At 60.4% G+C, this 21,854-nt stretch carries 17 protein-coding genes; 9 read left to right on the top strand and 8 right to left on the bottom strand.

The annotated features are described in order from the left end of the window. Positions 1-102: 102 nt before the first annotated feature. Positions 103-798, top strand: coding sequence for an HAD-IA family hydrolase (locus tag IB246_RS17065; protein WP_008042293.1), 696 nt, complete (start codon positions 103-105; stop codon positions 796-798). 144 nt (positions 799-942) lie between these two features. On the opposite strand, the gene IB246_RS17060 is transcribed toward IB246_RS17065, so the two are convergent. Continuing rightward, positions 943-1,689 (bottom strand): 3-oxoacyl-ACP reductase family protein, encoded by a 747-nt coding sequence (locus IB246_RS17060; protein WP_008042294.1) that lies wholly within the window; start codon positions 1,687-1,689, stop codon positions 943-945. A gap of 126 nt (positions 1,690-1,815) precedes the next feature. Between IB246_RS17060 and IB246_RS17055 the strand changes: the two genes are divergently transcribed. Beyond that, positions 1,816-2,739 carry a LysR family transcriptional regulator gene (locus tag IB246_RS17055; RefSeq protein ID WP_008042295.1) on the top strand — a complete coding sequence of 308 codons (924 nt, stop codon included), beginning with the start codon at positions 1,816-1,818 and terminating at the stop codon, positions 2,737-2,739. Positions 2,740-2,846: 107 nt separating this feature from the next. On the opposite strand, the gene IB246_RS17050 is transcribed toward IB246_RS17055, so the two are convergent. The 3 genes from IB246_RS17050 to IB246_RS17040 form a co-directional block, all read right to left on the bottom strand. Continuing rightward, positions 2,847-3,575: an aspartate/glutamate racemase family protein gene (locus tag IB246_RS17050; protein ID WP_008027338.1), complete on the bottom strand. Its 729-nt coding sequence runs from the start codon at positions 3,573-3,575 to the stop codon at positions 2,847-2,849. A gap of 57 nt (positions 3,576-3,632) precedes the next feature. Continuing rightward, a complete protein-coding gene (locus IB246_RS17045; protein ID WP_008042296.1) occupies positions 3,633-5,159 on the bottom strand; it encodes an NCS1 family nucleobase:cation symporter-1 in 1,527 nt (508 codons plus the stop codon). Between the two features lie 572 nt (positions 5,160-5,731). Further along, complete coding sequence (locus IB246_RS17040) at positions 5,732-6,472, bottom strand: phosphoadenylyl-sulfate reductase (protein ID WP_008042297.1); 741 nt, start codon at positions 6,470-6,472, stop codon at positions 5,732-5,734. A gap of 173 nt (positions 6,473-6,645) precedes the next feature. Between IB246_RS17040 and thrH the strand changes: the two genes are divergently transcribed. After that, positions 6,646-7,263 carry a bifunctional phosphoserine phosphatase/homoserine phosphotransferase ThrH gene (gene thrH / locus IB246_RS17035; RefSeq protein WP_008027341.1) on the top strand — a complete coding sequence of 206 codons (618 nt, stop codon included), beginning with the start codon at positions 6,646-6,648 and terminating at the stop codon, positions 7,261-7,263. 87 nt (positions 7,264-7,350) lie between these two features. On the opposite strand, the gene pabB is transcribed toward thrH, so the two are convergent. The 4 genes from pabB to IB246_RS17015 form a co-directional block, all read right to left on the bottom strand. Further along, a complete protein-coding gene (gene pabB, locus IB246_RS17030) occupies positions 7,351-8,688 on the bottom strand; it encodes an aminodeoxychorismate synthase component I (protein ID WP_192230089.1) in 1,338 nt (445 codons plus the stop codon). 218 nt (positions 8,689-8,906) lie between these two features. Beyond that, positions 8,907-9,893, bottom strand: a complete 987-nt coding sequence (locus IB246_RS17025) for an alpha-L-glutamate ligase-like protein (RefSeq protein WP_008027343.1) — start codon at positions 9,891-9,893, stop codon at positions 8,907-8,909. Beyond that, complete coding sequence (locus tag IB246_RS17020; RefSeq protein ID WP_008042311.1) at positions 9,893-11,428, bottom strand: inactive transglutaminase family protein; 1,536 nt, start codon at positions 11,426-11,428, stop codon at positions 9,893-9,895. Before IB246_RS17020 ends, IB246_RS17025 begins: the two co-directional genes overlap by 1 nt. Before the next feature lie 5 nt (positions 11,429-11,433). After that, the gene (locus IB246_RS17015) at positions 11,434-11,970 is read right to left on the bottom strand and encodes an ATP-dependent zinc protease (protein ID WP_008042313.1); all 537 of its coding nucleotides are present in this window, start codon (positions 11,968-11,970) and stop codon (positions 11,434-11,436) included. Between the two features lie 1,241 nt (positions 11,971-13,211). Here IB246_RS17015 and IB246_RS17010 point away from each other — a divergent pair. The 6 genes from IB246_RS17010 to prpD all read left to right on the top strand — a co-directional run bounded on the left by IB246_RS17010 (position 13,212) and on the right by prpD (position 21,788). After that, complete coding sequence (locus tag IB246_RS17010) at positions 13,212-13,931, top strand: GntR family transcriptional regulator (protein WP_177318157.1); 720 nt, start codon at positions 13,212-13,214, stop codon at positions 13,929-13,931. After that, positions 13,928-14,818, top strand: a complete 891-nt coding sequence (gene prpB / locus IB246_RS17005; protein WP_008027432.1) for a methylisocitrate lyase — start codon at positions 13,928-13,930, stop codon at positions 14,816-14,818. Before IB246_RS17010 ends, prpB begins: the two co-directional genes overlap by 4 nt. A 136-nt stretch (positions 14,819-14,954) precedes the next feature. Further along, positions 14,955-16,082, top strand: a complete 1,128-nt coding sequence (gene prpC / locus IB246_RS17000) for a 2-methylcitrate synthase (RefSeq protein WP_008027431.1) — start codon at positions 14,955-14,957, stop codon at positions 16,080-16,082. Positions 16,083-16,275: 193 nt separating this feature from the next. Then, a complete protein-coding gene (gene acnD, locus IB246_RS16995; RefSeq protein WP_008036828.1) occupies positions 16,276-18,873 on the top strand; it encodes a Fe/S-dependent 2-methylisocitrate dehydratase AcnD in 2,598 nt (865 codons plus the stop codon). Positions 18,874-18,929: 56 nt separating this feature from the next. Continuing rightward, positions 18,930-20,120: a 2-methylaconitate cis-trans isomerase PrpF gene (gene prpF / locus IB246_RS16990; protein ID WP_008036826.1), complete on the top strand. Its 1,191-nt coding sequence runs from the start codon at positions 18,930-18,932 to the stop codon at positions 20,118-20,120. Between the two features lie 183 nt (positions 20,121-20,303). Beyond that, the gene (prpD, locus tag IB246_RS16985; RefSeq protein ID WP_008036824.1) at positions 20,304-21,788 is read left to right on the top strand and encodes a 2-methylcitrate dehydratase; all 1,485 of its coding nucleotides are present in this window, start codon (positions 20,304-20,306) and stop codon (positions 21,786-21,788) included. Positions 21,789-21,854 lie beyond the last annotated feature (66 nt).

Genomic DNA, 21,854 nt, shown 5'->3' with positions numbered 1-21,854 from the left:
CTCTGCCGGCCGCGCTCGCTATGCTGCTGAACCCTTTAATCAAATCCCGGAATCAGCCGTGCCTGAGCCGACCGGGGTGTCATTAAAAACGGATCAGATGCGATGAATGCACCGCTGAAAGAGTTCGGCCCGATCAAAGCCGTGATTTTCGACATGGACGGCTTGCTGCTGGACACCGAGGGCATTTACACCGAAGTCACGTCGATGATTGCCGAGCGATATGGCCGGACCTTCGACTGGAGCGTCAAACAGAACATCATCGGCCGTGGTGCGGGTGATCTGGCGCGTTATGTGGTTGAAGCGCTGGACCTGCCGATTACCGCCGAGGAGTTCCTGGTGATCCGCGAGCCGCTGATGCGCGAGCGTTTTCCCACTGCGCTGGCGATGCCCGGTGCCGAGGAGCTGGTGCGGCACTTGAAGGCCAACAACATTCCGATCGCGGTGGGCACCAGTTCGTCGCGTCTGTCGTTCGGCCAGAAAACCACGTTGCACCGTGACTGGTTTGCGCTGTTCGACTTCGTTGTGACAGCCGATGACCCGGAAGTCGGTGCGGCCAAACCGGCACCGGACATCTTCCTCACCGCGGCGCGACGCCTGGGCGTGGCGCCCGGGGATTGCCTGGTGTTCGAAGATTCGCCGTTCGGCGTGACTGCGGCGAAAGCGGCGGGGATGACGGCGATTGCGATTCCCGATGCTGCAATGGCCGACGAAAAATACGCACACGCCGATGGCATTCTTCGTACGTTGAAAGCGTTCAAGCCGAGTGCGTGCGGTTTGCCGGCGCTTGAGTGGTCATAACACGATTGGTGCAATGACACAGACCCATGTGGGAGCGAGCCTGCTCGCGATAGCGGTTTTTCAGTCGACATCAATGTAGGCTGACAAACCGCTATCGCGAGCAGGCTCGCTCCCACAGTTTATTTTGCGTTTAACCTTCCCGTATCAGGCGCCGAAACCACCGTCGATGGTCAGGCTGGCACCGGTGATGTACCCGGCTTCCGGGCCTGCAAGATAAGCGACGAAGCTGGCGATTTCTTCAGCTTTACCATAACGACCCACAGCCATCAGCGGGATCAGGCTTTCGGCGAAGTCGCCGCTGGCCGGGTTCATGTCGGTGTCGACCGGGCCCGGTTGCACGTTATTGATGGTGATGCCCCGTGGCCCAAGGTCGCGTGCCAGGCCTTTGGTCAGGCCGACCAGTGCCGCTTTGCTCATCGCGTACGGGCCACCGCCGGCGAAGGGCATGCGGTCGGCGTTGGTGCTGCCGATGTTGATGATGCGACCGCCTTCGGTCATGTGTTTTGCGGCGGCCTGGGTGGCGATGAACACGCTGCGTACGTTGATCGCCAACGTCTGGTCGAAGTCTTCGAGTTTGAAATCTTCCAGCGGGGCAACGGCCAGCACGCCAGCGTTGTTGACCAGGATGTCCAGGCGACCGAAGGCTTTGACGGTGGCGCTCACCGCATCGCGAATCGCCTCGGCGTCGGCACTGTCAGCCTTGATGGCCAGTGCTTTGCCGCCGTTGGCGGTGAGGCTGTTCTGCAGTTCTTCGGCCTTGGCCGTGGAGCTTACGTAGGTGAAGGCAACCGTCGCGCCTTCAGCGGCCAGGCGTTTGACGATGGCCGCGCCGATGCCGCGGGACCCGCCTTGAATCAAAGCCACTTTGCCGCTGAGGTTCTGAGTAGTCATGTCGATCTCCAAAGTCGCCGTGGCGAGATGCCGCGGTTGATGGAGCCTAGTATTGATTCAGGATTACAGGCTGTGTAGACGGTAATTGCGATAGTCTGTGTAAACCAAAAGTTTATAGTGGCGCTTATGGAAACCTTCAGCAGTATCGAATGCTTCGTGCGCAGCGCCGAAGTCGGCAGCTTTGCCGAGGCCGCGCGACGCCTGAGCCTGACCCCGGCGGCGGTGGGCAAGAGTGTGGCAAAGCTTGAGGCGCGGCTCGGTGTGCGGCTGTTTCAGCGCAGCACCCGTAGCCTGACGCTGACCGAGGCCGGCCATCTGTTTCTCGGCGAAGTCAGTTCCAGCCTGCACACGATCCAGAATGCCGTGGCCAATCTCGCGAGCGCCGAAGGACGTCCGGCGGGAACTTTGAAAGTCAGCATGGGCACGGTGTTCGGACGGTTGTATGTGGTGCCGTTGCTGGGCGAGTTTCTGAGGCGGTTTCCGGCAATCAATCCGGACTGGCATTTTGATAACCGCCAGGTCGATCTGATTGCACAAGGGTTCGATGCCGCGATTGGCGGTGGATTCGAGCTGCCGCAGGGCGTGGTCGCGCGCAAGCTGACACCGGCGCATCGGGTGTTGGTGGCGTCAGCCGAATATCTGGCGGGGCGCGAAGTGGTCGTTGAACCGGATGATCTCAAGCATCACGACGGGATTCTGATTCGGTCGCCGCAGACGGGGCGAGTGCGGTCCTGGCAATTGACCAGCCGCACCCAGCAACACAGCCCTTTGACGCTAAAGGCGCGGATGACCATGAGCGATTCCGAAGCGGCGTGTGCGACGGCGGCTCAGGGGTTGGGGATCGCGTTGGTGAGCATGCCGTTCGCTTCGGGTTATCTGGAAGCCGGGACGTTGCAGCGGGTATTGCCGGACTGGTTTGTCGACGATGGCAACATTTCCATTTACTACGCTGAGCACAAATTGTTGCCGGGCAAGACGCGGGCGTTTGTGGATTTCATCATTGAGCAGTTTGCGGAGCAGGGGTTGGCGTCGCGGTTTAGTGCGGTTTGAGTCTGGCTTGATACCGAGTTGGCCTTTTCGCGGGCAAGCCTCGCTCCTACAGGGATTGCACGTATTCTGTAGGAGCGAGGCTTGCCCGCGAAAAACGATAACGCGGTCTACCGCCCAAACCGCCCCGGCCAGCCAATGATGTGTTTCGGTCGAGGCGTCGCATACGTCCTTACCTTCGACGTCGACAACCCCAATCGCACCAGCGACTCGGCAATCGTCACCGCCGCCGTCACGCCATCTACGACCGGCACGCCGGTGCGCTGACGAATCTGCTCGTCGAGCCCGGCCATCCCGCCGCAACCGAGGCAAATCACCTCGGCCTTGTCTTCCAGTACTGCCAATTCCGCCTGACGAACAATCGCCTCAAGCGCCCGTTGCGGATCGGATTCCAGCTCCAGCACCGCCAGGCCACTGGCCCGCACGGATGCGCAACGGTCCCACAGCCCTGAGAGTTTCAGCCGATCCTCGATCAACGGCACGGTACGGTCCAGCGTGGTGACCACCGAATAGGCATGACCGAGGAACATCGCCGTACTGGCGGCAGCGTCGGTGATGTCCACCACCGGTACGTTGAGCAGTTCCTGCAACCCTTCGCGACCGTGCTCGCCGTAACCGGCCTGAATCACCGCATCGAAGGGTTGATCGTAGGACATCACTCGATCCATCACGGCGATGGCGGCCAGGTAGCTTTCGAAATTGCCTTCGATGGAGTCGGCGCCGAAGTGCGGTGTCAGGCCGATGATTTCGGTGCCAGGCGCGGCCACGGCTTGAGCCGAACGGGCGATGGCCTGGGTTATGGATTCGGTGGTGTTGACGTTGACCACGAGAATTCGCATGGAAAGTCCTTATAGCGGGGTGGTTCTGCGGCCCGACGGTGCCGGGCCGCCATGGGGTTAATGGCTGACGTTATCGACCGCGATGGCTTCGCCGCTGACATCTGCGTAGTGCGGCTGTCGCTTGGCGATGATCAGGTACAGCATTCCGGCGATCCCGGCACCAATCAGCCAGGAGAACGGCGATACGAGATGGAAACCCGGTACCAGCGCCAGGACGATGGCGATCAGCGCTGCAGGAATGAACGCCGCCACCGCACGTAAATTGACGCCTCGGCTGTAGTAATAAGCGCCGTCGGGGTCTTCGCTGTACAACTGCGGCACGTTGATCTGACCTTTTCGTACAAGCCAGTAGTCGACCATGATCACCCCGTACAACGGGCCGAGCAGGGCGCCGAGGCCGGACAGGAAATACACGATCACCAACGGGCTGTTGTAGAGGTTCCACGGCAGGATCAGCACGGCGATGGTCGCGCTGATCAGCCCGGCGCGGCGGAAGGTCAGGTATTTCGGTGCCAGGTTGCTCAGCACGAAGGCCGGGGCGACGAAGTTGGCCATGATGTTCACCGCCACGGTGACGATGAGGAAGGCCAGGCAACCGAGGACCAGGAAGAAGGTATTGGGGATCGACGCGATGATTTCCGTCGGGCTTTCGATGATCCGGCCATTGATCTGAAATTGCGCACCGCAGAGCAGGACGGTGATGCCGGCGAACACCAGAATATTCACCGGCAGGCCCCAGAAATTTCCAACCTTGATCGTCTTGCGGCACGGCGAAGAGCGGGCGAAGTCGCAGAAGTTGAGGATCAGCGTGCCGTAGATCGCCAGCCACAACGCGCCACCGGCAAAAATGTTGCGCCACATCTCGCCGCCGGTGAGCGGCTCACGGATCGACCACGCGATGGTCGCGTTGGCCTGGGTGTACATCCATGCGGCGAGGGCTGCGACGGTCAGCAGAATCACCGGGCCGGCGAACGCTTCATAGCGCCGCACCATCTCCATGCCGTAGGCAAGAATCGCCAGTTGTACCAGCCAGATCGCGACGAAACACACCCAGCCCAGGCTCGACAGACCGAGGATCGAGTTGTGGTCGTAGTCGGCGAATCCCGGATGCACCGCCGTCAGCAGCACGCGAAACACCACCGAAGCGAGGTACGTCTGAATGCCGAACCAGGCGATGGCGATTACGGCGCGGATCAATGCAGGAATTTGCGCCCCATGGATACCGAAACTGATCCGGCTGATGACCGGAAACGGCACACCGGTTTTCTGGCCCATGTAGCCGGAGAGGTTCATGAAGCAATACACCAGCGCCGCGCCGATCCCGAGCGACAACAGAATCTGCCAGCCGCCCAGACCCAACGCATACAGTCCGATGGCAAAGGAGTAGTTGGCGATGTTGTGAACGTCGTTGGTCCACAGGGCAAAAATGCTGTAACGGCCCCAGCGCCGGCCTTCGGCCTTGGTCGGTGCCAGGTCTTTGTTGTGCAGGCGCGGGCTGAGCACCACGGGGTCTTGAAACGTTTGAACGGGGGAAGAGGAGGGCAGATCCAGCGCGATGTTGTTATTGGAGAGGCTAGTACGCATTCCGGCAGGCTCCGAGCTTGGCATCGCGATGACTGTGCATGAGCGTGGGCTCGACAAATCTTCGTCGCGGACAACAAGCATCATTGGTTACGGGGCATCTGCAGCCTGTACGGGATAGGGCGCTTCAGGCTTGCGGATCTAAAGTGTGTGTATGTTTTGATATGATTGTATACAAAACATGTATGCACTTAAGCCAGATCCATGCCAGTCAGCGATCTATAAAATTCACCGGTAATTTCGTTTTGTTATCTGTAATTGGTAAGTAACTGAAATAAAGACGATATAAATTGACCGATTGAACAGGTATTTATTTTTCGGCGGGATTCGTGGAGGTGTGAACGAGGGAGTGTCAGGCGGGATGAATGTAACTTTTCAGGGCGCATAAACGAAAAGTGCACACATAAATGGCACCTAAGGTGACATTCGTGTGTACACATTTACTGGGCCGGTCACGATACCTGTAGGAGCCGGCTTGCTGGCGATTGCGATCTTTCAGTCAATGCAGCTGTGACTGACACACCGCTATCGCCAGCAAGCCGGCTCCTACAAGGGAATTTTGTCAGGCCCGGGGATCAGGCTTTTGACTTGCTGATGATATTCCCCGCATGCAACCCGCATTCTTTCTGCGTCGCCTCTTCCCACCACCAGCGACCTTCACGCTCGTGCTGGTTCGGCAGCACCGGGCGGGTGCACGGTTCGCAGCCGATGCTGATGAAGCCGCGTTCATGCAGGCTGTTGTACGGCAGCTCGAGCATGCGGATGTAGCCCCAGATCTCTTCGCTGGTCATTTGCGCCAGCGGATTGAATTTGTACAGGGTGCGTTCCGGGGTGGAGAAGGCGGTGTCGATTTCCAGCACCGCGACGGCGCTGCGGGTGCCAGGGCTCTGGTCCCGACGCTGGCCGGTGGCCCAGGCGGTCACGCCCGAGAGCTTGCGGCGCAGCGGCTCGATCTTGCGGATGCCGCAGCACTCGCCATGGCCGTCCTTGTAGAAGCTGAACAGGCCTTTTTCCTTCACGAACGGTTCGAGTTTCGTGTAGTCCGGCGACACCAGTTCGATGTCGATCTTGTAGTGCTCGCGCACTTGATCGATGAAGCGGTAGGTCTCGGGGTGCAGGCGGCCGGTGTCGAGGCTGAACACTTTGACGTTCTTGTTCAGCTTCCAGGCCATGTCCACCAGCACCACGTCTTCGGCGCCGCTGAAAGATATCCACAGGTCATCGCCGAACTCGGCAAACGCGAGTTTCAGGATGTCCTGGGCGGATTTGTTGGCATAGGTCGTGGCGAGTTCCACGACATCGAACGATGGGCTCATCAGGGCGGCTTCCTACAGGTCGGTGGCGCTGGGCGCTCTATATGGGCTTGATGGTAACAAAATCCTGCAACTACTGGCGCGCCCTCTGCGTTGCGCAGGTCAGTGCGAGTCGCTAGAGTTCGGCAGTCCTTTTGCTCGCTCGACTCAATAATCAATACAAATGGGAGTGTCTTGTGGAAATTGCCTGTCTGGATCTTGAAGGTGTGCTGGTCCCGGAAATCTGGATCGCCTTCGCCGAAAAAACCGGAATCGAATCCCTCAGGGCCACCACTCGGGATATTCCCGACTACGACGTGCTGATGAAGCAGCGCCTGCGGATTCTTGATGAGCATGGCCTGAAACTCACCGACATCCAGGAAGTGATCGCCACATTGAAGCCGCTGGACGGTGCCATCGAGTTCGTCAACTGGCTGCGTGAGCGCTTTCAGGTGGTGATTCTGTCGGACACGTTCTACGAGTTCTCCCAACCGCTGATGCGCCAATTGGGTTTCCCGACCTTGCTCTGCCATCGTCTGATTACCGACGATGCCGGGCGGGTGACGAGCTATCAGTTGCGTCAGAAAGATCCGAAACGTCAGTCGGTTCTGGCGTTCAAGAGTCTTTACTACCGGGTGATTGCGGCGGGGGATTCCTACAACGACACCACGATGCTGGGCGAGGCGGATGCGGGGATTCTGTTCCATGCGCCGGATAACGTGATTCGCGAGTTCCCGCAATTCCCGGCGGTGCATACGTTTGAGGACTTGAAGCAGGAGTTCATCAAGGCTTCGAATCGGGCGTTGAGTTTGTAGGCGTTTTCTAGGACGCCTTCGCGGGCAAGCCTCGCTCCTACAGAGGGCGGTGATCACCTGTAGGAGCGAGGCTTGCCCGCGAAGCTTTCAAAGGTTTTGCAGGGTATCGAGCAACACCTTCACCTTGGTGATCGACTCCTGATACTCGGCCTGCCATTGCGAATCCGCAACGATCCCGCCACCGCCCCAGCAACACACCTGCCCATCCTTGACCAGCAAGCTGCGGATCGCGATTGAACTGTCCATCTCGCCGCGTACATCCAGATACAGCAACGAACCGCAGTACAAACCGCGTCGGGTCGGCTCCAGTTCATCAATGATCTGCATCGCGCGAATCTTCGGCGCCCCGGTAATCGAACCGCCGGGGAAGCTGCCAGCGATCAGGTCCAGCGCATCCCGGTCATCCGCCAGTTCACCGGTTACGCTGCTCACCAGGTGATGCACATTCGGATAGCTTTCGAGACTGAACAACTCCGGCACCCGCACCGAGCCAATGCGGCACGTACGGCCGAGGTCATTGCGCAGCAGGTCGACGATCATCAGGTTTTCTGCGCGATCCTTGGGGCTGGCCAGGAGTTCGGCGGCGTTCGCCGCATCTTCGGCTGCGTTCTGACCACGGGGGCGAGTGCCCTTGATCGGGCGGGTCTCCACGTGGCGGTCGCTGACTTTGACGAAGCGCTCCGGCGACAGGCTCAGCACTGCGCCACCGTCGGGCAGGCGCTGGAAACCGGAGAATGGCGTCGGGCACGCCGCGCGCAACGCGCAGTACGCGGCCCACGGATCACCTTGGCACTTGGCGCGGAAGCGTTGGGCAAAATTGACCTGGTAGCAGTCACCGGCCTGAATGTATTGCTGGATACGTTCTATCGCCTGGCGATAGTCATCAGCGCTCAGGTCGGCGCTCATCGGTGCCTTGAGCTTGAACGATTCGATCATTTCAGCCACGGGATGACTGAACAGCGTGATCAGGCGTTGACGTTCGCTGTCGATCAGCGACGGGTGGAACACCAACTGACTGGTCATCCGTTGGTGATCGCTGATCAGTGCCCAGTCGTAGAGCCCGAAACGCGCATCCGGCAATTGCAGATCGTCCTGTGCCTGGCTCGGCAGGTTTTCCAGGTGGCGGCCGAAATCGTAGCTCAGGTAGCCGATCAGGCCACCGGCGAAGGGCAGGTCAGGTGCCAGCGCCGCCTCACCGAGTCGTGTCAGATTGTCGCGAAGGCGTTGCAGGAAATCGCCACCGCTTTCGTCAGGCATTACCGCCAGTTGTTCCAGTGGCCAGGCACTGAGCAGGTCATAACGCCCGCGATCAGCCGTTGGCCGGCCACTGTCGAGCAGCACGGCGCCGGGGGCATGACGGATCGCCGCGAAGTACTTGGCGGGGTTGGCGCGATAGGGGAGCGGATGTACGGAACAGGTCAGCATGGGCGGGGCAGATCAGCCATCGAGGCGGGGGTGGCGATTGTAGTCCCCTCGGGGAATTGCTCCTAGAGGGGATGTCGGGGATTGGCAGATTGGAGGTAGGGTTGAATGGTTTGGTGACTGTGAGTAAGTCTTCGCGGGCAAGCCTCGCTCCTACAGGGGGGCACACGTATTCTGTAGGAGCGAGGCTTGCCCGCGAAAGGGCGCGACTCGGTCCCGGATCAACCCTCAACCGCAGGAATATGCCCGAACATCTCCTGCACAAACGCCATGCGTTCCTCGACGGTCTCGGTAATCCCGCGTGCTTTCAACTCTTCCAGCCGCGCCTCGACCGCATGGGTGCGCAACGTCAGGCCGCAATCATTGGCGATCTGGATGTTCAACCCCGGCCGGGCATTCAGCTCAAGAATCAGCGGGCCTTTCTCCTGGTCCAGCACCATGTCGACCCCGATGTAACCCAGTCCGCACAGCTCGTAACAGCCGGCCGCGAGTTTCATGAAGCCGTCCCAGTAGGGCAGTTGCACACCGTCCACCGCGTTGGTGGTGTCCGGGTGCTTGGCAATGATGTTGTTCAGCCAGGTGCCGCGCAGGGTCAGGCCGGTGGCGAGGTCGACGCCGACGCCGATGGCGCCCTGGTGAAGGTTGGCCTTGCCGCCGGACTGGCGCGTCGGCAAGCGCAACATCGCCATGACCGGATAGCCCATCAACACGATGATGCGAATGTCCGGCACGCCTTCGTAGCTGATGCTTTTGAAGATCTGGTCGGGGATCACGCGGTATTCGATCAGTGCACGGTCACGGTGGCCGCCCAGCGAATACAGTCCGGTGAGGATGCTGGAGACGTGGTGCTCGATTTCCTCATGGCTGATGATCTTGCCGGACACCGTGCGATAACGCCCCTCGAAGCGGTCGGCAATGACAATGATGCCGTCGCCACCGGCGCCCTGGGCCGGTTTGATCACGAAATCGCTGCGCCCGCCGATGATTTCGTCGAGGTTGTCGATTTCCTTCTCGGTGGAAATCACGCCATACAGTTCCGGCACATGAATGCCGGCGGCGATGGCGCGCTCCTTGGTGATGATCTTGTCATCGACAATCGGGTACAGGCTGCGCTTGTTGTACTTGAGCACGTAGTCCGCGTTGCGCCGATTGATCCCCATGATGCCCCGGGCTTCCAGGGCTTTCCAGGTCTTCCAGAAGCCGAACATCAGGCGTCAGCCTTCTTCAGGAAAGCCTTGAAACGCACCAGTTCGGTCAGGCGGTAGCCGCGATAACGACCCATCGCCAGCATGAAGCCCACCAGGATCAGCAGGATTGCCGGGAAGGTGAACACGAAGTAAACCAGCTCCGGCACGCTCATGATCAGGTGCGCCAGGGACGCAGCGAACAACGTGCCGATGGCCACTTTCATCGCATGCCCGGAGCCGCGTTCTTCCCAGGTGATCGACAGGCGTTCGATGGTCATGGTCAGAATCACCATCGGGAACAGCGCCACGGACAACCCGCGTTCCAGGCCCAGCTTGTGGCTGAACAGGCTGATCGCCGCGATCAGCACCACCACAAACGTCAGCACCACCGACAGCCTCGGCAGCATTTGCAGCTTCAGGTGTTCAAGGTAGGAGCGCAGCGACAGCCCTAGCGCGGTGATGATGGTGAACAGGACGATGCCGAACCCAAGCTGGGTTTCGCGGAAGGCGAGGGCGATCAGCACCGGGGTAAAGGTGCCGAGGGTCTGCAAGCCGATCAGGTTGCGCAGGATCAGGATCACCAGCACGCCGATCGGGATCATCACCATGATCATGAAAGTCTGCTGGGTTTGCAGCGGCAGGCCGTACAGCGAGTATTCGAGGAAATTGGCGTCGGTGTTTTCGTCGGTCAGCTTGGCCAGGCGAATGGCGTTCATTTCGCTGTTGTTCATGCTGAAGGTGACGGTGGCTTTCTTGCCGCCATCGACGGTGATCAGGTTTTCGTCACCGGTCCACCACAACAGGCGGTCGGTCGGCAGGCCTTGCTCGCCGGTTTCCGGGTTGAAGTACAGCCAGTCGGTGCCGTTGAAGCTGCGCAGCCAGAGTTCCGGGGTTTGCGGCTGGTCGGCCACGAGGCGGATGGTGTGGACCTTTTCCACCGGCACGTGGGCGATGGACAGGACCAGTTCAACGATTTTGGCCTTGTGCCCGCTGGACGGATCGCCGCCCAGCAACAGTTTCACGTTGTCGTCGTTGACGTTGTTGACCCGTTTGATCGCTTCGCCGATGAAGGTTTCGACGTCGGCCGAGTGCTGGCGGATCGGCGCGAGCAAGGCTTCAGCGGCAACTTTTTCCGCGCCTTCGACGGCGATGCTGTCGCGGAAGGTCGGGCCTTTGACCTTGGATTTTTCACCGGTGTAGCGCTTGGTCAGCACCAGGCGGTAATAAAGGGTCTGGTTGCCTTTGGCCCGGCGTGCCGACCAGGTCACCTTGCGGTTGCCGTCGATACGGTTCACGGCCACGCCATAATTATTGGAGATGAAGCTTTCGTTGAGGCTGACGAAATCACGGCTCAGCGGTGGCACGAACATCTGGATCTTGACCGGGTCTTTGGCACTGGCGACGAACTCGACCTTGGCGTCGATGTTCCACAAGTCGTCGGTGGCGTCTTCGGTCACGGGAATGCCGAGCACGAAGATCTGATAGGCCGTAACTGAAATGCCCAGCACCACCAGGATGGCGATCAGCATTTTCAGATGGAGGGTAAGAGAGCGCATTGGAATTACTCTGCGGTATGAGCGTCGGTGGCGCAGGCGGGTTTGCCAGCAGCGTATTTAAGACTGGGGTCGACCAGCGCATCAAAGCGCTTGAGCGCTTCGGAGCCGATCAGGAGCGGGTATTGGAAAGCGCTGCGGTCGGTAAGGTTCACTTCGATACTGCGTAACGCCGAGCCCATGCAGATATCCAGCTCGATCACCGGACGGGCGGTGTACTTCTTGCCTTCTTCCGGGTCGTAGTCGCCGGCACGGCGCTTGATCTTGCTGACGCGGGCCAGTGGTCGTTCGATCGGGTGCGAGTGAGCTGCGTCGATCGCCAGATAGAAGCGCACCCAGGACTCGCCGTTGCGTTTGAAGCGTTTGATGTCGCGGGCACTCAGGGAGGCGGTTTTCGCCCCGGTGTCGAGTTTGGCCGCGACTTCCAGATTGATGCCGTCCAGCGAGGCGTACTCGTTGAGGCCGTACACGGTTTTTTCCCCCGCCGCGGCGACACCGGGCAGGCAAAGCAGATAAAGGAAGGTGGGGAAGGGCTTGAGTCTCATAAATCCTGGTGCGCAGCGGTCCGTGTTCGATTCAAGGCCCTGGCATCGCTGCGCAAGCTCCCTCGTATGCCTATCAACTATTTGTGACAGTTCGTGCAGATGTCACAAACAAATGCGGGCGGCATTCTAGCACGGTGGTTTTATGGCGCCAGCGCTGGGCTCTTGGGTTTGGTGTTTGGGTGATGGGGGGGATATCCGTTATTTGGGTGATGGCGGGGATTGGTTTCGCCCTTACGGCGAGTCACTTGGAAGAGCGCCAAGTAACCAAGCGCTTTTGCCCCTTTCGTTCGGTGCCTCGCTGTGGCTCGGCATGCCCTCGCTCCGGCCCTGCTCCGTGGGCCCGCCGCGATCGGCCATCCCTGGCCGTGCGCGGCTAACCCGGCATCCATGCCGGGTTGCCCACTGCGCAGAACCTACGCTCGGCCTCTCGAGGGGGCGACTACCGCCACAGCCGCCGAGGCGGCCTGAAAGCCGACCTGGCTCTTTGGTGCGCGCGTTCCCTCATTCCGGATATGTACACCGATCCCGTGTAGGAGCCGGCTTGCTGGCGATGGCGTCTGTTCAGGCGATAAATGCGTCGACTGATACACCGCTATCGCCAGCAAGCCGGCTCCTACATGGGATTGGGTTCACACGGTCGAAATTGTAGGAGCCAGCTTGCTGGCGATGGACGTAAACGATGACGCGGGCTGTCTGGATAAACGCGGTGTCTGGGCGTTTTTCGCCGGCAAGCCGGCTCCTACAGGGAATCGCGTTTGCTTTTGATTTTCACCACTCATCAGGCCGAGCGTTAGCTCGCCTTCAGCTTTTGATCTAAGCGCCCCCTCGAGAGGCCGAGCGCAGGTTCTGCGTAGTGGGCAACCCGGCATGGATGCCGGGTTAGCCGCCCCCGGCCATGGATGGCCGATGGCGGCGGGCCCACGGAGCAGGACCGGAGCGAGGGCATGCCGAGCCACAGCGAGGCACCGAACGAAAGGGGCAAAAGCGCTTTGGTTACTTTCGCGCTTTTCGAAAGTGACTCGCTGTAAAAGCGAAACCATAAGCAGCCGTGACCGCAGTAACGGATATGTACACCCCCAAAAAACCGACCGCCTGACACACAGCCTTCGCGAGCAAGCTTCGCTCCTACAAAAAGCAGATAGGTTATTAGACGATTGTCGACAATACCTATTTATCCTTTGACTATTACCCCGCTATTCGCTAGTTTTTGCCGCATCAGCTTTCAAGGTGTCGACAATATGCTGGATCAACTCGATCCCCCAGTCATTGCCCAAGACGATTCGGAAACACTTTCCGAGAACGTCTTCCGGCGCATTCAGGCGGCCATCGTCAAAGGCGAGATCGCCCCGGGCAGCAAAATCTCCGAACCGGAACTGGCGCGCACCTACGGCATCAGCCGCGGCCCGCTGCGCGAGGCGATCCACCGTCTGGAAGGCCAGCGCCTGCTGGTTCGCGTGCCGCACGTCGGCGCACGAGTGGTCTCCCTGAGCCATGCCGAGCTGCTGGAACTCTACGAAATCCGCGAATCCCTCGAAGGCATGGCCTGTCGCCTGGCCGCCGAACGCATGACGGTCGAAGAAATCGACGAACTGCGCCGGGTCCTCGAAACCCACGAGCGCGACGCCGCGTTTCAAGCCGGTGTCGGCTACTACCAGCAGGAAGGCGATTTCGACTTCCACTACCGAATCATCCAGGGCAGCGGCAACCGCACCCTGACGCAGATGCTTTGCGGCGAGCTTTATCAACTGGTGCGCATGTACCGCATCCAGTTTTCCACCACGCCCAATCGCCCGCGCCAGGCCTTTGCCGAGCACCACCGGATTCTCGATGCCATCGCCGACCGTGACGGTGAACTGGCCGAGTTGTTGATGCGCCGTCACATCGGCGCCTCCAAACGCAATATCGCCCGTCACTACCAGGACGGCGCTAACCCGACAGCCACTGAACGAGGTGAGTCATGAGTTCCAACAAGAGCACTCCAGGCCAGCGTTTCCGCGATGCGGTCGCCAGCGAACATCCGCTGCAAGTGGTCGGCGCGATCAACGCCAACCACGCGTTGCTGGCCAAGCGCGCCGGTTTCAAGGCTATTTACCTGTCGGGCGGTGGCGTCGCTGCCGGCTCCCTCGGCGTGCCGGACCTGGGCATCACCGGCCTGGACGACGTGCTGACCGACGTACGCCGTATCACCGACGTCTGCGACCTGCCGCTGCTGGTGGACGTGGACACCGGTTTCGGTTCCTCTGCGTTCAACGTCGCCCGTACCGTGAAGTCGATGATCAAGTTCGGCGCGGCGGCGATTCACATCGAAGACCAGGTTGGCGCCAAGCGCTGCGGTCACCGTCCTAACAAAGAAATCGTTTCGCAGCAGGAAATGGTCGACCGCATCAAGGCCGCTGTTGATGCGCGCACCGATGACAGCTTCGTGATCATGGCTCGCACCGACGCCCTGGCTGTTGAAGGCCTGGAATCCGCACTGGATCGCGCTGCGGCGTGCATCGAGGCCGGCGCCGACATGATCTTCCCGGAAGCCATCACCGAACTGGAGATGTACAAGCTGTTCGCCAGCCGTGTGAAAGCGCCGATCCTGGCCAACATCACCGAATTCGGCGCGACGCCGCTGTACACCACCGAGCAGTTGGCCGGTGCCGATGTGTCGCTGGTGCTATACCCATTGTCCGCGTTCCGCGCCATGAACAAGGCCGCGGAAAACGTCTACACCGCGATCCGCCGCGACGGTACGCAACAGAACGTGATCGACACCATGCAGACGCGCATGGAGCTTTACGATCGCATCGACTACCACACGTTCGAGCAGAAGCTCGATGCGTTGTTCGCTGCTAAAAAGTAATGAAAGCCCTGTAGGAGCGAAGCTTGCTCGCGAAGACGGACTGACATTCAAAATCAATGTCGTCTGAGACACCGCTTTCGCGAGCAAGCTTCGCTCCCACAAGTTTCCCTAACAAATTCAAAAACTGGAGACAGCAATGGCCGAAGCAAAAGTACTCAGTGGCGCCGGGCTCCGTGGCCAGGTTGCCGGGCAAACCGCACTGTCCACCGTGGGCCAGTCGGGCGCAGGCCTGACCTATCGCGGCTACGACGTTCGCGAACTGGCGGCTGACGCCCAATTCGAAGAAGTGGCTTACCTGCTGCTGTACGGCGAACTGCCGACCCAGGCGCAACTCGCCGCTTACGTGAGCAAACTCGGCAAGCTGCGCGACCTGCCGCAAGCGCTGAAAGAAGTGCTGGAACGCATCCCCGCCGACGCCCACCCGATGGACGTGATGCGCACCGGTTGCTCGTTCCTGGGCAACATCGAGCCGGAGAAGGATTTCTCCGAGCAGCATGACAAAACCGACCGCCTGCTGGCCGCGTTCCCGGCGATCATGTGCTACTGGTATCGCTTCAGCCACGACGGCAAACGCATCAGTTGCGTGAGCGACGAGCCCTCCATCGGCGGCCACTTCCTGCACCTGCTGCACGACAAGAAACCGAGCGAGCTGCACGTCAAGGTGATGAACGTTTCGCTGATCCTCTACGCGGAACACGAATTCAACGCCTCGACCTTCACCGCACGGGTGTGTGCATCGACTTTGTCCGACCTGTTCTCCTGCATCACCGCCGCCATCGGCTCCCTGCGCGGTCCGCTGCACGGCGGCGCCAACGAAGCGGCGATGGAAATGATCGAGCGCTTCAAATCGCCGGAAGAGGCGATCAAAGGCACCCTCGGCATGCTCGAGCGCAAGGACAAGATCATGGGCTTCGGCCACGCGATCTATAAGGACAACGATCCGCGCAACGAGGTAATCAAGGGTTGGTCGAAGAAGCTCGCTGAAGAGGTGGGTGACACCGTCTTGTTCCCGGTTTCCGAAGCCATCGACAAGACCATGTGGGAGCAGAAAAAACTGTTCCCCAACGCCGATTTCTACCATGCGTCGACGTACCACTTCATGGGTATCCCGACCAAGTTGTTCACGCCGATTTTCGTCTGCTCGCGCCTGACCGGCTGGGCGGCGCATGTGTTCGAACAACGTGCCAACAACCGCATCATCCGCCCGAGCGCCGAATACACCGGCGTCGAACAGCGCAAGTTCGTGCCAATCGAACAACGCTGAATGGTGGGGGCGGGCACCGAGCCGTGAACCTTGTAGGAGCGAAGCTTGCTCGCGAAGGCGGTCTGACATTCCAAATCAATGTCGACTGGTACACCGCTTTCGCGAGCAAGCTTCGCTCCTACAGGGGGGCGGTTTTCCAATCAAATTCTGGTGCCGCCCCGCCTTTTGTTATTACCGTGACCGAGTCCTGACGATGAACACTGAATTCCGTAAACCGCTGCCCGGCAGCCATCTGGATTATTTCGACGTCCGTGCGGCAGTCGAAGCCATCCAGCCCGGCGCCTACGACACTCTGCCGTACACCTCCCGCGTGCTGGCGGAAAACCTGGTGCGTCGCTGCGACCCGGCCACGCTCACCGAATCCCTGAAGCAATTCATCGAGCGCAAACGCGACCTCGATTTCCCATGGTTCCCGGCTCGCGTGGTGTGCCACGACATCCTCGGCCAGACCGCATTGGTCGACCTCGCCGGCCTGCGTGACGCCATCGCTTTGCAAGGTGGCGACCCGGCGCAAGTGAACCCGGTGGTGCCGACGCAACTGATCGTCGATCACTCGCTGGCCGTCGAGCGCGGTGGCTTCGATCCGCAGGCGTTCGAGAAGAACCGCGCCATCGAGGACCGTCGCAACGAAGACCGTTTCCACTTCATCAACTGGACCAAAAAAGCCTTCAAGAACGTTGACGTGATCCCGCCGGGCAACGGGATCATGCACCAGATCAACCTGGAGAAAATGTCGCCGGTGATTCAGGTGCGTGACGGCGTGGCGTTCCCCGACACCTGCGTCGGCACCGACAGCCACACCCCGCACGTCGATGCGTTGGGCGTGATCGCCATCGGCGTCGGTGGCCTCGAAGCGGAAAGCGTAATGCTCGGCCGCGCATCGTGGATGCGCCTGCCGGAAAGCGTCGGCGTTGAACTGACCGGCAAGCTGCAACCGGGCATCACCGCCACCGACATGGTGCTGGCGCTGACCGAGTTCCTGCGCAAGCAAAAAGTCGTTGGCGCATGGCTGGAATTCTTCGGCGAAGGCGCCTCTGCGCTGACCCTCGGCGACCGCGCAACCATCTCCAACATGGCCCCGGAATACGGCGCCACGGCGGCGATGTTCTACATCGACCAGCAAACCATCGACTACCTGAAACTCACCGGCCGCGAAGACGAGCAGGTGCAGTTGGTCGAGAACTACGCCAAGACCACGGGCCTGTGGGCCGACAGCCTGAAGGGCGCGCAATACGAGCGCGGCTTGACCTTCAACCTGTCCTCGGTGGTGCGCAACATGGCCGGCCCGAGCAACCCGCACGCCCGCGTCGCAACCTCGGATCTGGCGGCTCAAGGTATCTCCGGCCAGTGGGACGACGTGCCGGGGCAAATGCCGGACGGCGCGGTGATCATCGCCGCCATCACCAGCTGCACCAACACCAGCAACCCGCGCAACGTGATCGCTGCCGGCCTGCTGGCGCGCAACGCCAACAAGCTCGGGTTGACCCGCAAACCGTGGGTCAAATCGTCCCTGGCACCGGGCTCGAAAACCGTAGCCTTGTACCTCGATGAAGCGGGCCTGACGGATGAACTGGAGCAACTCGGTTTCGGCGTCGTGGCTTTCGCTTGCACCACCTGCAACGGCATGTCCGGCGCGCTCGATCCGGTGATCCAGCAAGAGATCATCGACCGTGACCTGTATGCCACGGCCGTGCTCTCCGGCAACCGCAACTTCGATGGCCGGATTCACCCGTACGCCAAGCAAGCGTTCCTCGCTTCGCCGCCGTTGGTGGTCGCGTACGCCATCGCCGGCACCATCCGTTTCGACATCGAAAAAGATGTGTTGGGCCTGGATGCGAATGGCAAGGAAATCCGCCTGAAAGACATCTGGCCGAGCGATGAAGAAATCGATGCGGTGGTGAAAGCGTCGGTGAAGCCGGAGCAGTTCCGTCAGGTCTACATTCCGATGTTCGCCATCCACGAAGACACCGGCCCGAAAGTCGCGCCGCTGTACGACTGGCGCGAGATGAGCACCTACATCCGCCGTCCGCCGTACTGGGAAGGCGCGCTGGCCGGCGCACGTCCGCTCAAGGGCATGCGCCCGCTGGCGGTGCTGCCGGACAACATCACCACCGATCACCTGTCGCCGTCGAACGCGATCATGCTCGACAGCGCCGCCGGCGAATACCTGGCGAAAATGGGCTTGCCGGAAGAGGACTTCAACTCCTACGCCACGCACCGCGGTGACCACCTGACCGCGCAACGCGCCACCTTCGCCAACCCGAAACTGTTCAACGAAATGGTCCAGGAAAACGGCAAGGTCAAGCAGGGTTCGCTGGCCCGCGTCGAGCCGGAAGGCAAGGTCATGCGCATGTGGGAAGCCATCGAAACCTACATGGAACGCAAGCAGCCGCTGATCATCATTGCCGGCGCCGACTACGGTCAGGGTTCGTCCCGCGACTGGGCGGCCAAAGGCGTGCGTCTGGCCGGTGTGGAAGCGATTGCCGCCGAAGGTTTCGAGCGCATCCACCGCACCAACCTGGTGGGCATGGGCGTGTTGCCGCTGGAGTTCAAGCCGGGCACCAACCGCCACACCCTGGCCATCGACGGCAGCGAAACCTACGACGTGATCGGTGATCGTACGCCGCGCGCCGAGCTGACGCTGGTGATCCATCGCAAGAATGGCGAGCGCGTCGAGGTGCCGGTCACCTGCCGTCTCGACACCGCCGAAGAGGTGTCGATCTACGAGGCCGGTGGCGTGCTGCAACGCTTTGCCCAGGACTTCCTCGAAGAATCGGCGGTTGCCGTCTAAAACACGTTTGGCAGGCAGGGGATTTTAAGTCCCCTACTTGCTTTGAAGGAGCACCAATGGCTCACGCACCTCAAATCAAAATCCCCGCCACCTACATGCGTGGCGGCACCAGCAAAGGCGTGTTTTTCAGCCTGAAAGACTTGCCCGAAGCGGCGCAGGTTCCAGGCCCGGCACGCGATGCCTTGTTGTTGCGGGTGATCGGCAGCCCCGACCCGTACGACAAGCAAATCGACGGCATGGGCGGCGCGACCTCCAGCACCAGCAAAACCGTGATTCTGTCGAAAAGCATCAAGGCTGATCACGACGTCGATTACCTTTTCGGTCAGGTATCCATCGACAAACCTTTCGTCGACTGGAGCGGCAACTGCGGCAACCTGTCCGCAGCGGTCGGCTCGTTCGCCATCAGCAACGGTCTGGTCGATGCCAGCCGCATTCCGCACAACGGTGTGGCGGTGGTGCGCGTGTGGCAGGCCAACATCGGCAAGACCATCATCGCTCACGTGCCGATCACCAACGGTGAAGTGCAGGAAACCGGTGATTTCGAACTCGACGGCGTGACCTTTCCGGCGGCCGAAGTGCAGGTCGAATTCATGGACCCGGCGGCAGAAGAAGAGGGCGGCGGTGGTTCGATGTTCCCTACCGGCAACCTGGTGGATGACCTCGAAGTGCCCGGCGTCGGGACCTTCAAGGCGACCATGATCAATGCGGGTATTCCGACCATCTTCGTCAATGCCGAAGACATCGGTTACACCGGCACCGAGTTGCAGGGCGCCATCAACAGTGATCCGAAAGCGCTGGCGATGTTCGAGACCATTCGTGCGTATGGCGCGTTGCGCATGGGGCTGATTTCGAATCTGGATGAAGCGGCCAAACGTCAACACACGCCGAAAGTGGCCTTCGTTGCAAAGCCTGCGGACTACGTGTCTTCCAGCGGTAAAGCGATTTCCACGGGGGATGTCGACCTGTTGGTGCGCGCGTTATCGATGGGCAAGTTGCACCACGCGATGATGGGTACCGCAGCGGTGGCCATCGGCACTGCGGCGGCGATTTCCGGCACGCTGGTAAACCTCGCGGCGGGTGGTGTCGAACGTAACGCCGTGCGCTTCGGTCATCCGTCCGGCACGTTGCGCGTAGGCGCTGAAGCCAGCCAGGTGAACGGCGAGTGGATCGTCAAGAAAGCCATCATGAGCCGCAGTGCGCGGGTGTTGATGGAAGGCTTCGTGCGTGTGCCTGGCGACGCCTTCTAACCCGACACCGAACCCTGTAGGAGCCGGCTTGCTGGCGATCCCGTCAACGCGGTCTGCCTGACATACCGAGTCGTCTGAATCGCCAGCAAGCCGGCTCCTACAGGGGACCGCATTTCAATTATAAGAATGTGATTTACCTGAACCGAGGTCCCATCAACGAACCACTTTACGAGTGAATCGAACATGAGCACCAACGTCGACCTGAACAACCGCCCCGACTACGACACGGTCCTGCAGGACATTGCCGACTACGTCCTCAACTTCAAAATCGAATCCAAAGAAGCCCTCGACACTGCCCGCAATTGCCTGATGGACACTTTGGGCTGCGGCCTCCTGGCCTTGCGCTTCCCCGAATGCACCAAGCACCTTGGCCCGATTGTCGAAGGCACCGTCGTCCCGTTCGGCGCTCGCGTACCGGGCACCCGCTACCGTCTCGATCCGGTCAAGGCAGCCTGGGACATCGGCTGCATCGTGCGCTGGCTCGACTACAACGACACCTGGCTCGCCGCCGAATGGGGGCATCCTTCCGATAACCTCGGGGGCATTCTTGCGGTGGCCGATCACCTGTCGCAGAAGCGCCTGGCCAATGGCGATGCGCCGCTGACCGTTCGCGCCGTACTCGAAGCGATGATCATGGCCCACGAGATTCAAGGCGTGATTGCGCTGGAAAACTCCTTCAACCGTGTAGGCCTTGATCACGTCATCCTGGTGAAAGTTGCCTCGACCGCTGTCACCGCCAAACTCATGGGCGCCAATCGCGAGCAGATGCTGTCGGCGTTGTCCCATGCTTTCGCTGATGGTCAGGCGTTGCGCACGTATCGGCATGCACCGAATGCCGGGTCGCGCAAATCCTGGGCGGCGGGCGATGCCACCAGCCGGGGCGTGCGTCTGGCCGACATCGCGATGCGTGGCGAGATGGGCATCCCCGGCGTATTGACCGCCAAACAGTGGGGCTTCTACGACGTATTGTTCAGCCACAGCAACAACGACCTGGCGCTCAAGCCTGAAGGCAAACGTGTGTTCAGTTTCTCCCGCCCGTACGGCAGTTACGTGATGGAAAATGTGCTGTTCAAGATCAGCTTCCCGGCCGAATTCCACGCACAAACCGCCTGCGAAGCGGCCGTCACCTTGCATCCGAAAGTCCGGAATCGCCTGCACGAAATCGACAAAATCGTCATCACCACCCATGAGTCGGCGATCCGCATCATTTCCAAGGTCGGCCCGCTGGCCAATGCGGCGGACCGCGATCATTGTCTGCAATACATGGCCGCGGTGCCGCTGGCGTTCGGCAATCTGGTGGCCGAGCAATACGAAGACGAATTCCACGCGGCGCACCCGATCATCGATGTGCTGCGCGAGAAAATGGTCATCGTCGAAGACCCGCGCTTCACCCGCGAATACCTGGAGGCTGACAAACGCTCGATCGCCAACGCGATTCAGGTGTTTTTCAAGGACGGCTCCAGCACCGAGAACGTGGTGGTGGAATACCCGATCGGCCATCGCCGGCGCCGCACCGACGGCATTCCGTTGCTGGAAGACAAGTTCAAAGCCAACCTGGCGACACGCTTCACCGGCCAGCGCAGTGCCGAGGTTTTTGCCTTGTGCAAGGATCAGGCAGCGCTTGAAGCCACACCGGTGAACCGCTTCATGGACCTGTTCGTAATCTGACGGAACCCCTTGTAGGAGCCAGCGGTGCGGCGATCCGACTTGCCGGCGAAGGCGTCCTTGAATACG

Origin of the sequence: Pseudomonas sp. PDM01 (assembly GCF_014852325.1) — a bacterium.
GTDB lineage: Bacteria > Pseudomonadota > Gammaproteobacteria > Pseudomonadales > Pseudomonadaceae > Aquipseudomonas > Aquipseudomonas migulae.
This window is presented reverse-complemented; position numbering and strand designations above follow the sequence as displayed.

Coding starts and splice junctions, on each gene's coding strand:
- IB246_RS17065 (WP_008042293.1), top strand. CDS start 103: ATGAATGCACCGCTGAAAGAGTTCGGCCCGATCAAAGCCGTGATTTTC.
- IB246_RS17060 (WP_008042294.1), bottom strand. CDS start 1,689: ATGACTACTCAGAACCTCAGCGGCAAAGTGGCTTTGATTCAAGGCGGG.
- IB246_RS17055 (WP_008042295.1), top strand. CDS start 1,816: ATGGAAACCTTCAGCAGTATCGAATGCTTCGTGCGCAGCGCCGAAGTC.
- IB246_RS17050 (WP_008027338.1), bottom strand. CDS start 3,575: ATGCGAATTCTCGTGGTCAACGTCAACACCACCGAATCCATAACCCAG.
- IB246_RS17045 (WP_008042296.1), bottom strand. CDS start 5,159: ATGCGTACTAGCCTCTCCAATAACAACATCGCGCTGGATCTGCCCTCC.
- IB246_RS17040 (WP_008042297.1), bottom strand. CDS start 6,472: ATGAGCCCATCGTTCGATGTCGTGGAACTCGCCACGACCTATGCCAAC.
- pabB (WP_192230089.1), bottom strand. CDS start 8,688: ATGCTGACCTGTTCCGTACATCCGCTCCCCTATCGCGCCAACCCCGCC.
- IB246_RS17025 (WP_008027343.1), bottom strand. CDS start 9,893: ATGTTCGGCTTCTGGAAGACCTGGAAAGCCCTGGAAGCCCGGGGCATC.
- IB246_RS17020 (WP_008042311.1), bottom strand. CDS start 11,428: ATGCGCTCTCTTACCCTCCATCTGAAAATGCTGATCGCCATCCTGGTG.
- IB246_RS17015 (WP_008042313.1), bottom strand. CDS start 11,970: ATGAGACTCAAGCCCTTCCCCACCTTCCTTTATCTGCTTTGCCTGCCC.
- prpB (WP_008027432.1), top strand. CDS start 13,928: ATGAGTTCCAACAAGAGCACTCCAGGCCAGCGTTTCCGCGATGCGGTC.
- prpC (WP_008027431.1), top strand. CDS start 14,955: ATGGCCGAAGCAAAAGTACTCAGTGGCGCCGGGCTCCGTGGCCAGGTT.
- acnD (WP_008036828.1), top strand. CDS start 16,276: ATGAACACTGAATTCCGTAAACCGCTGCCCGGCAGCCATCTGGATTAT.
- prpF (WP_008036826.1), top strand. CDS start 18,930: ATGGCTCACGCACCTCAAATCAAAATCCCCGCCACCTACATGCGTGGC.
- prpD (WP_008036824.1), top strand. CDS start 20,304: ATGAGCACCAACGTCGACCTGAACAACCGCCCCGACTACGACACGGTC.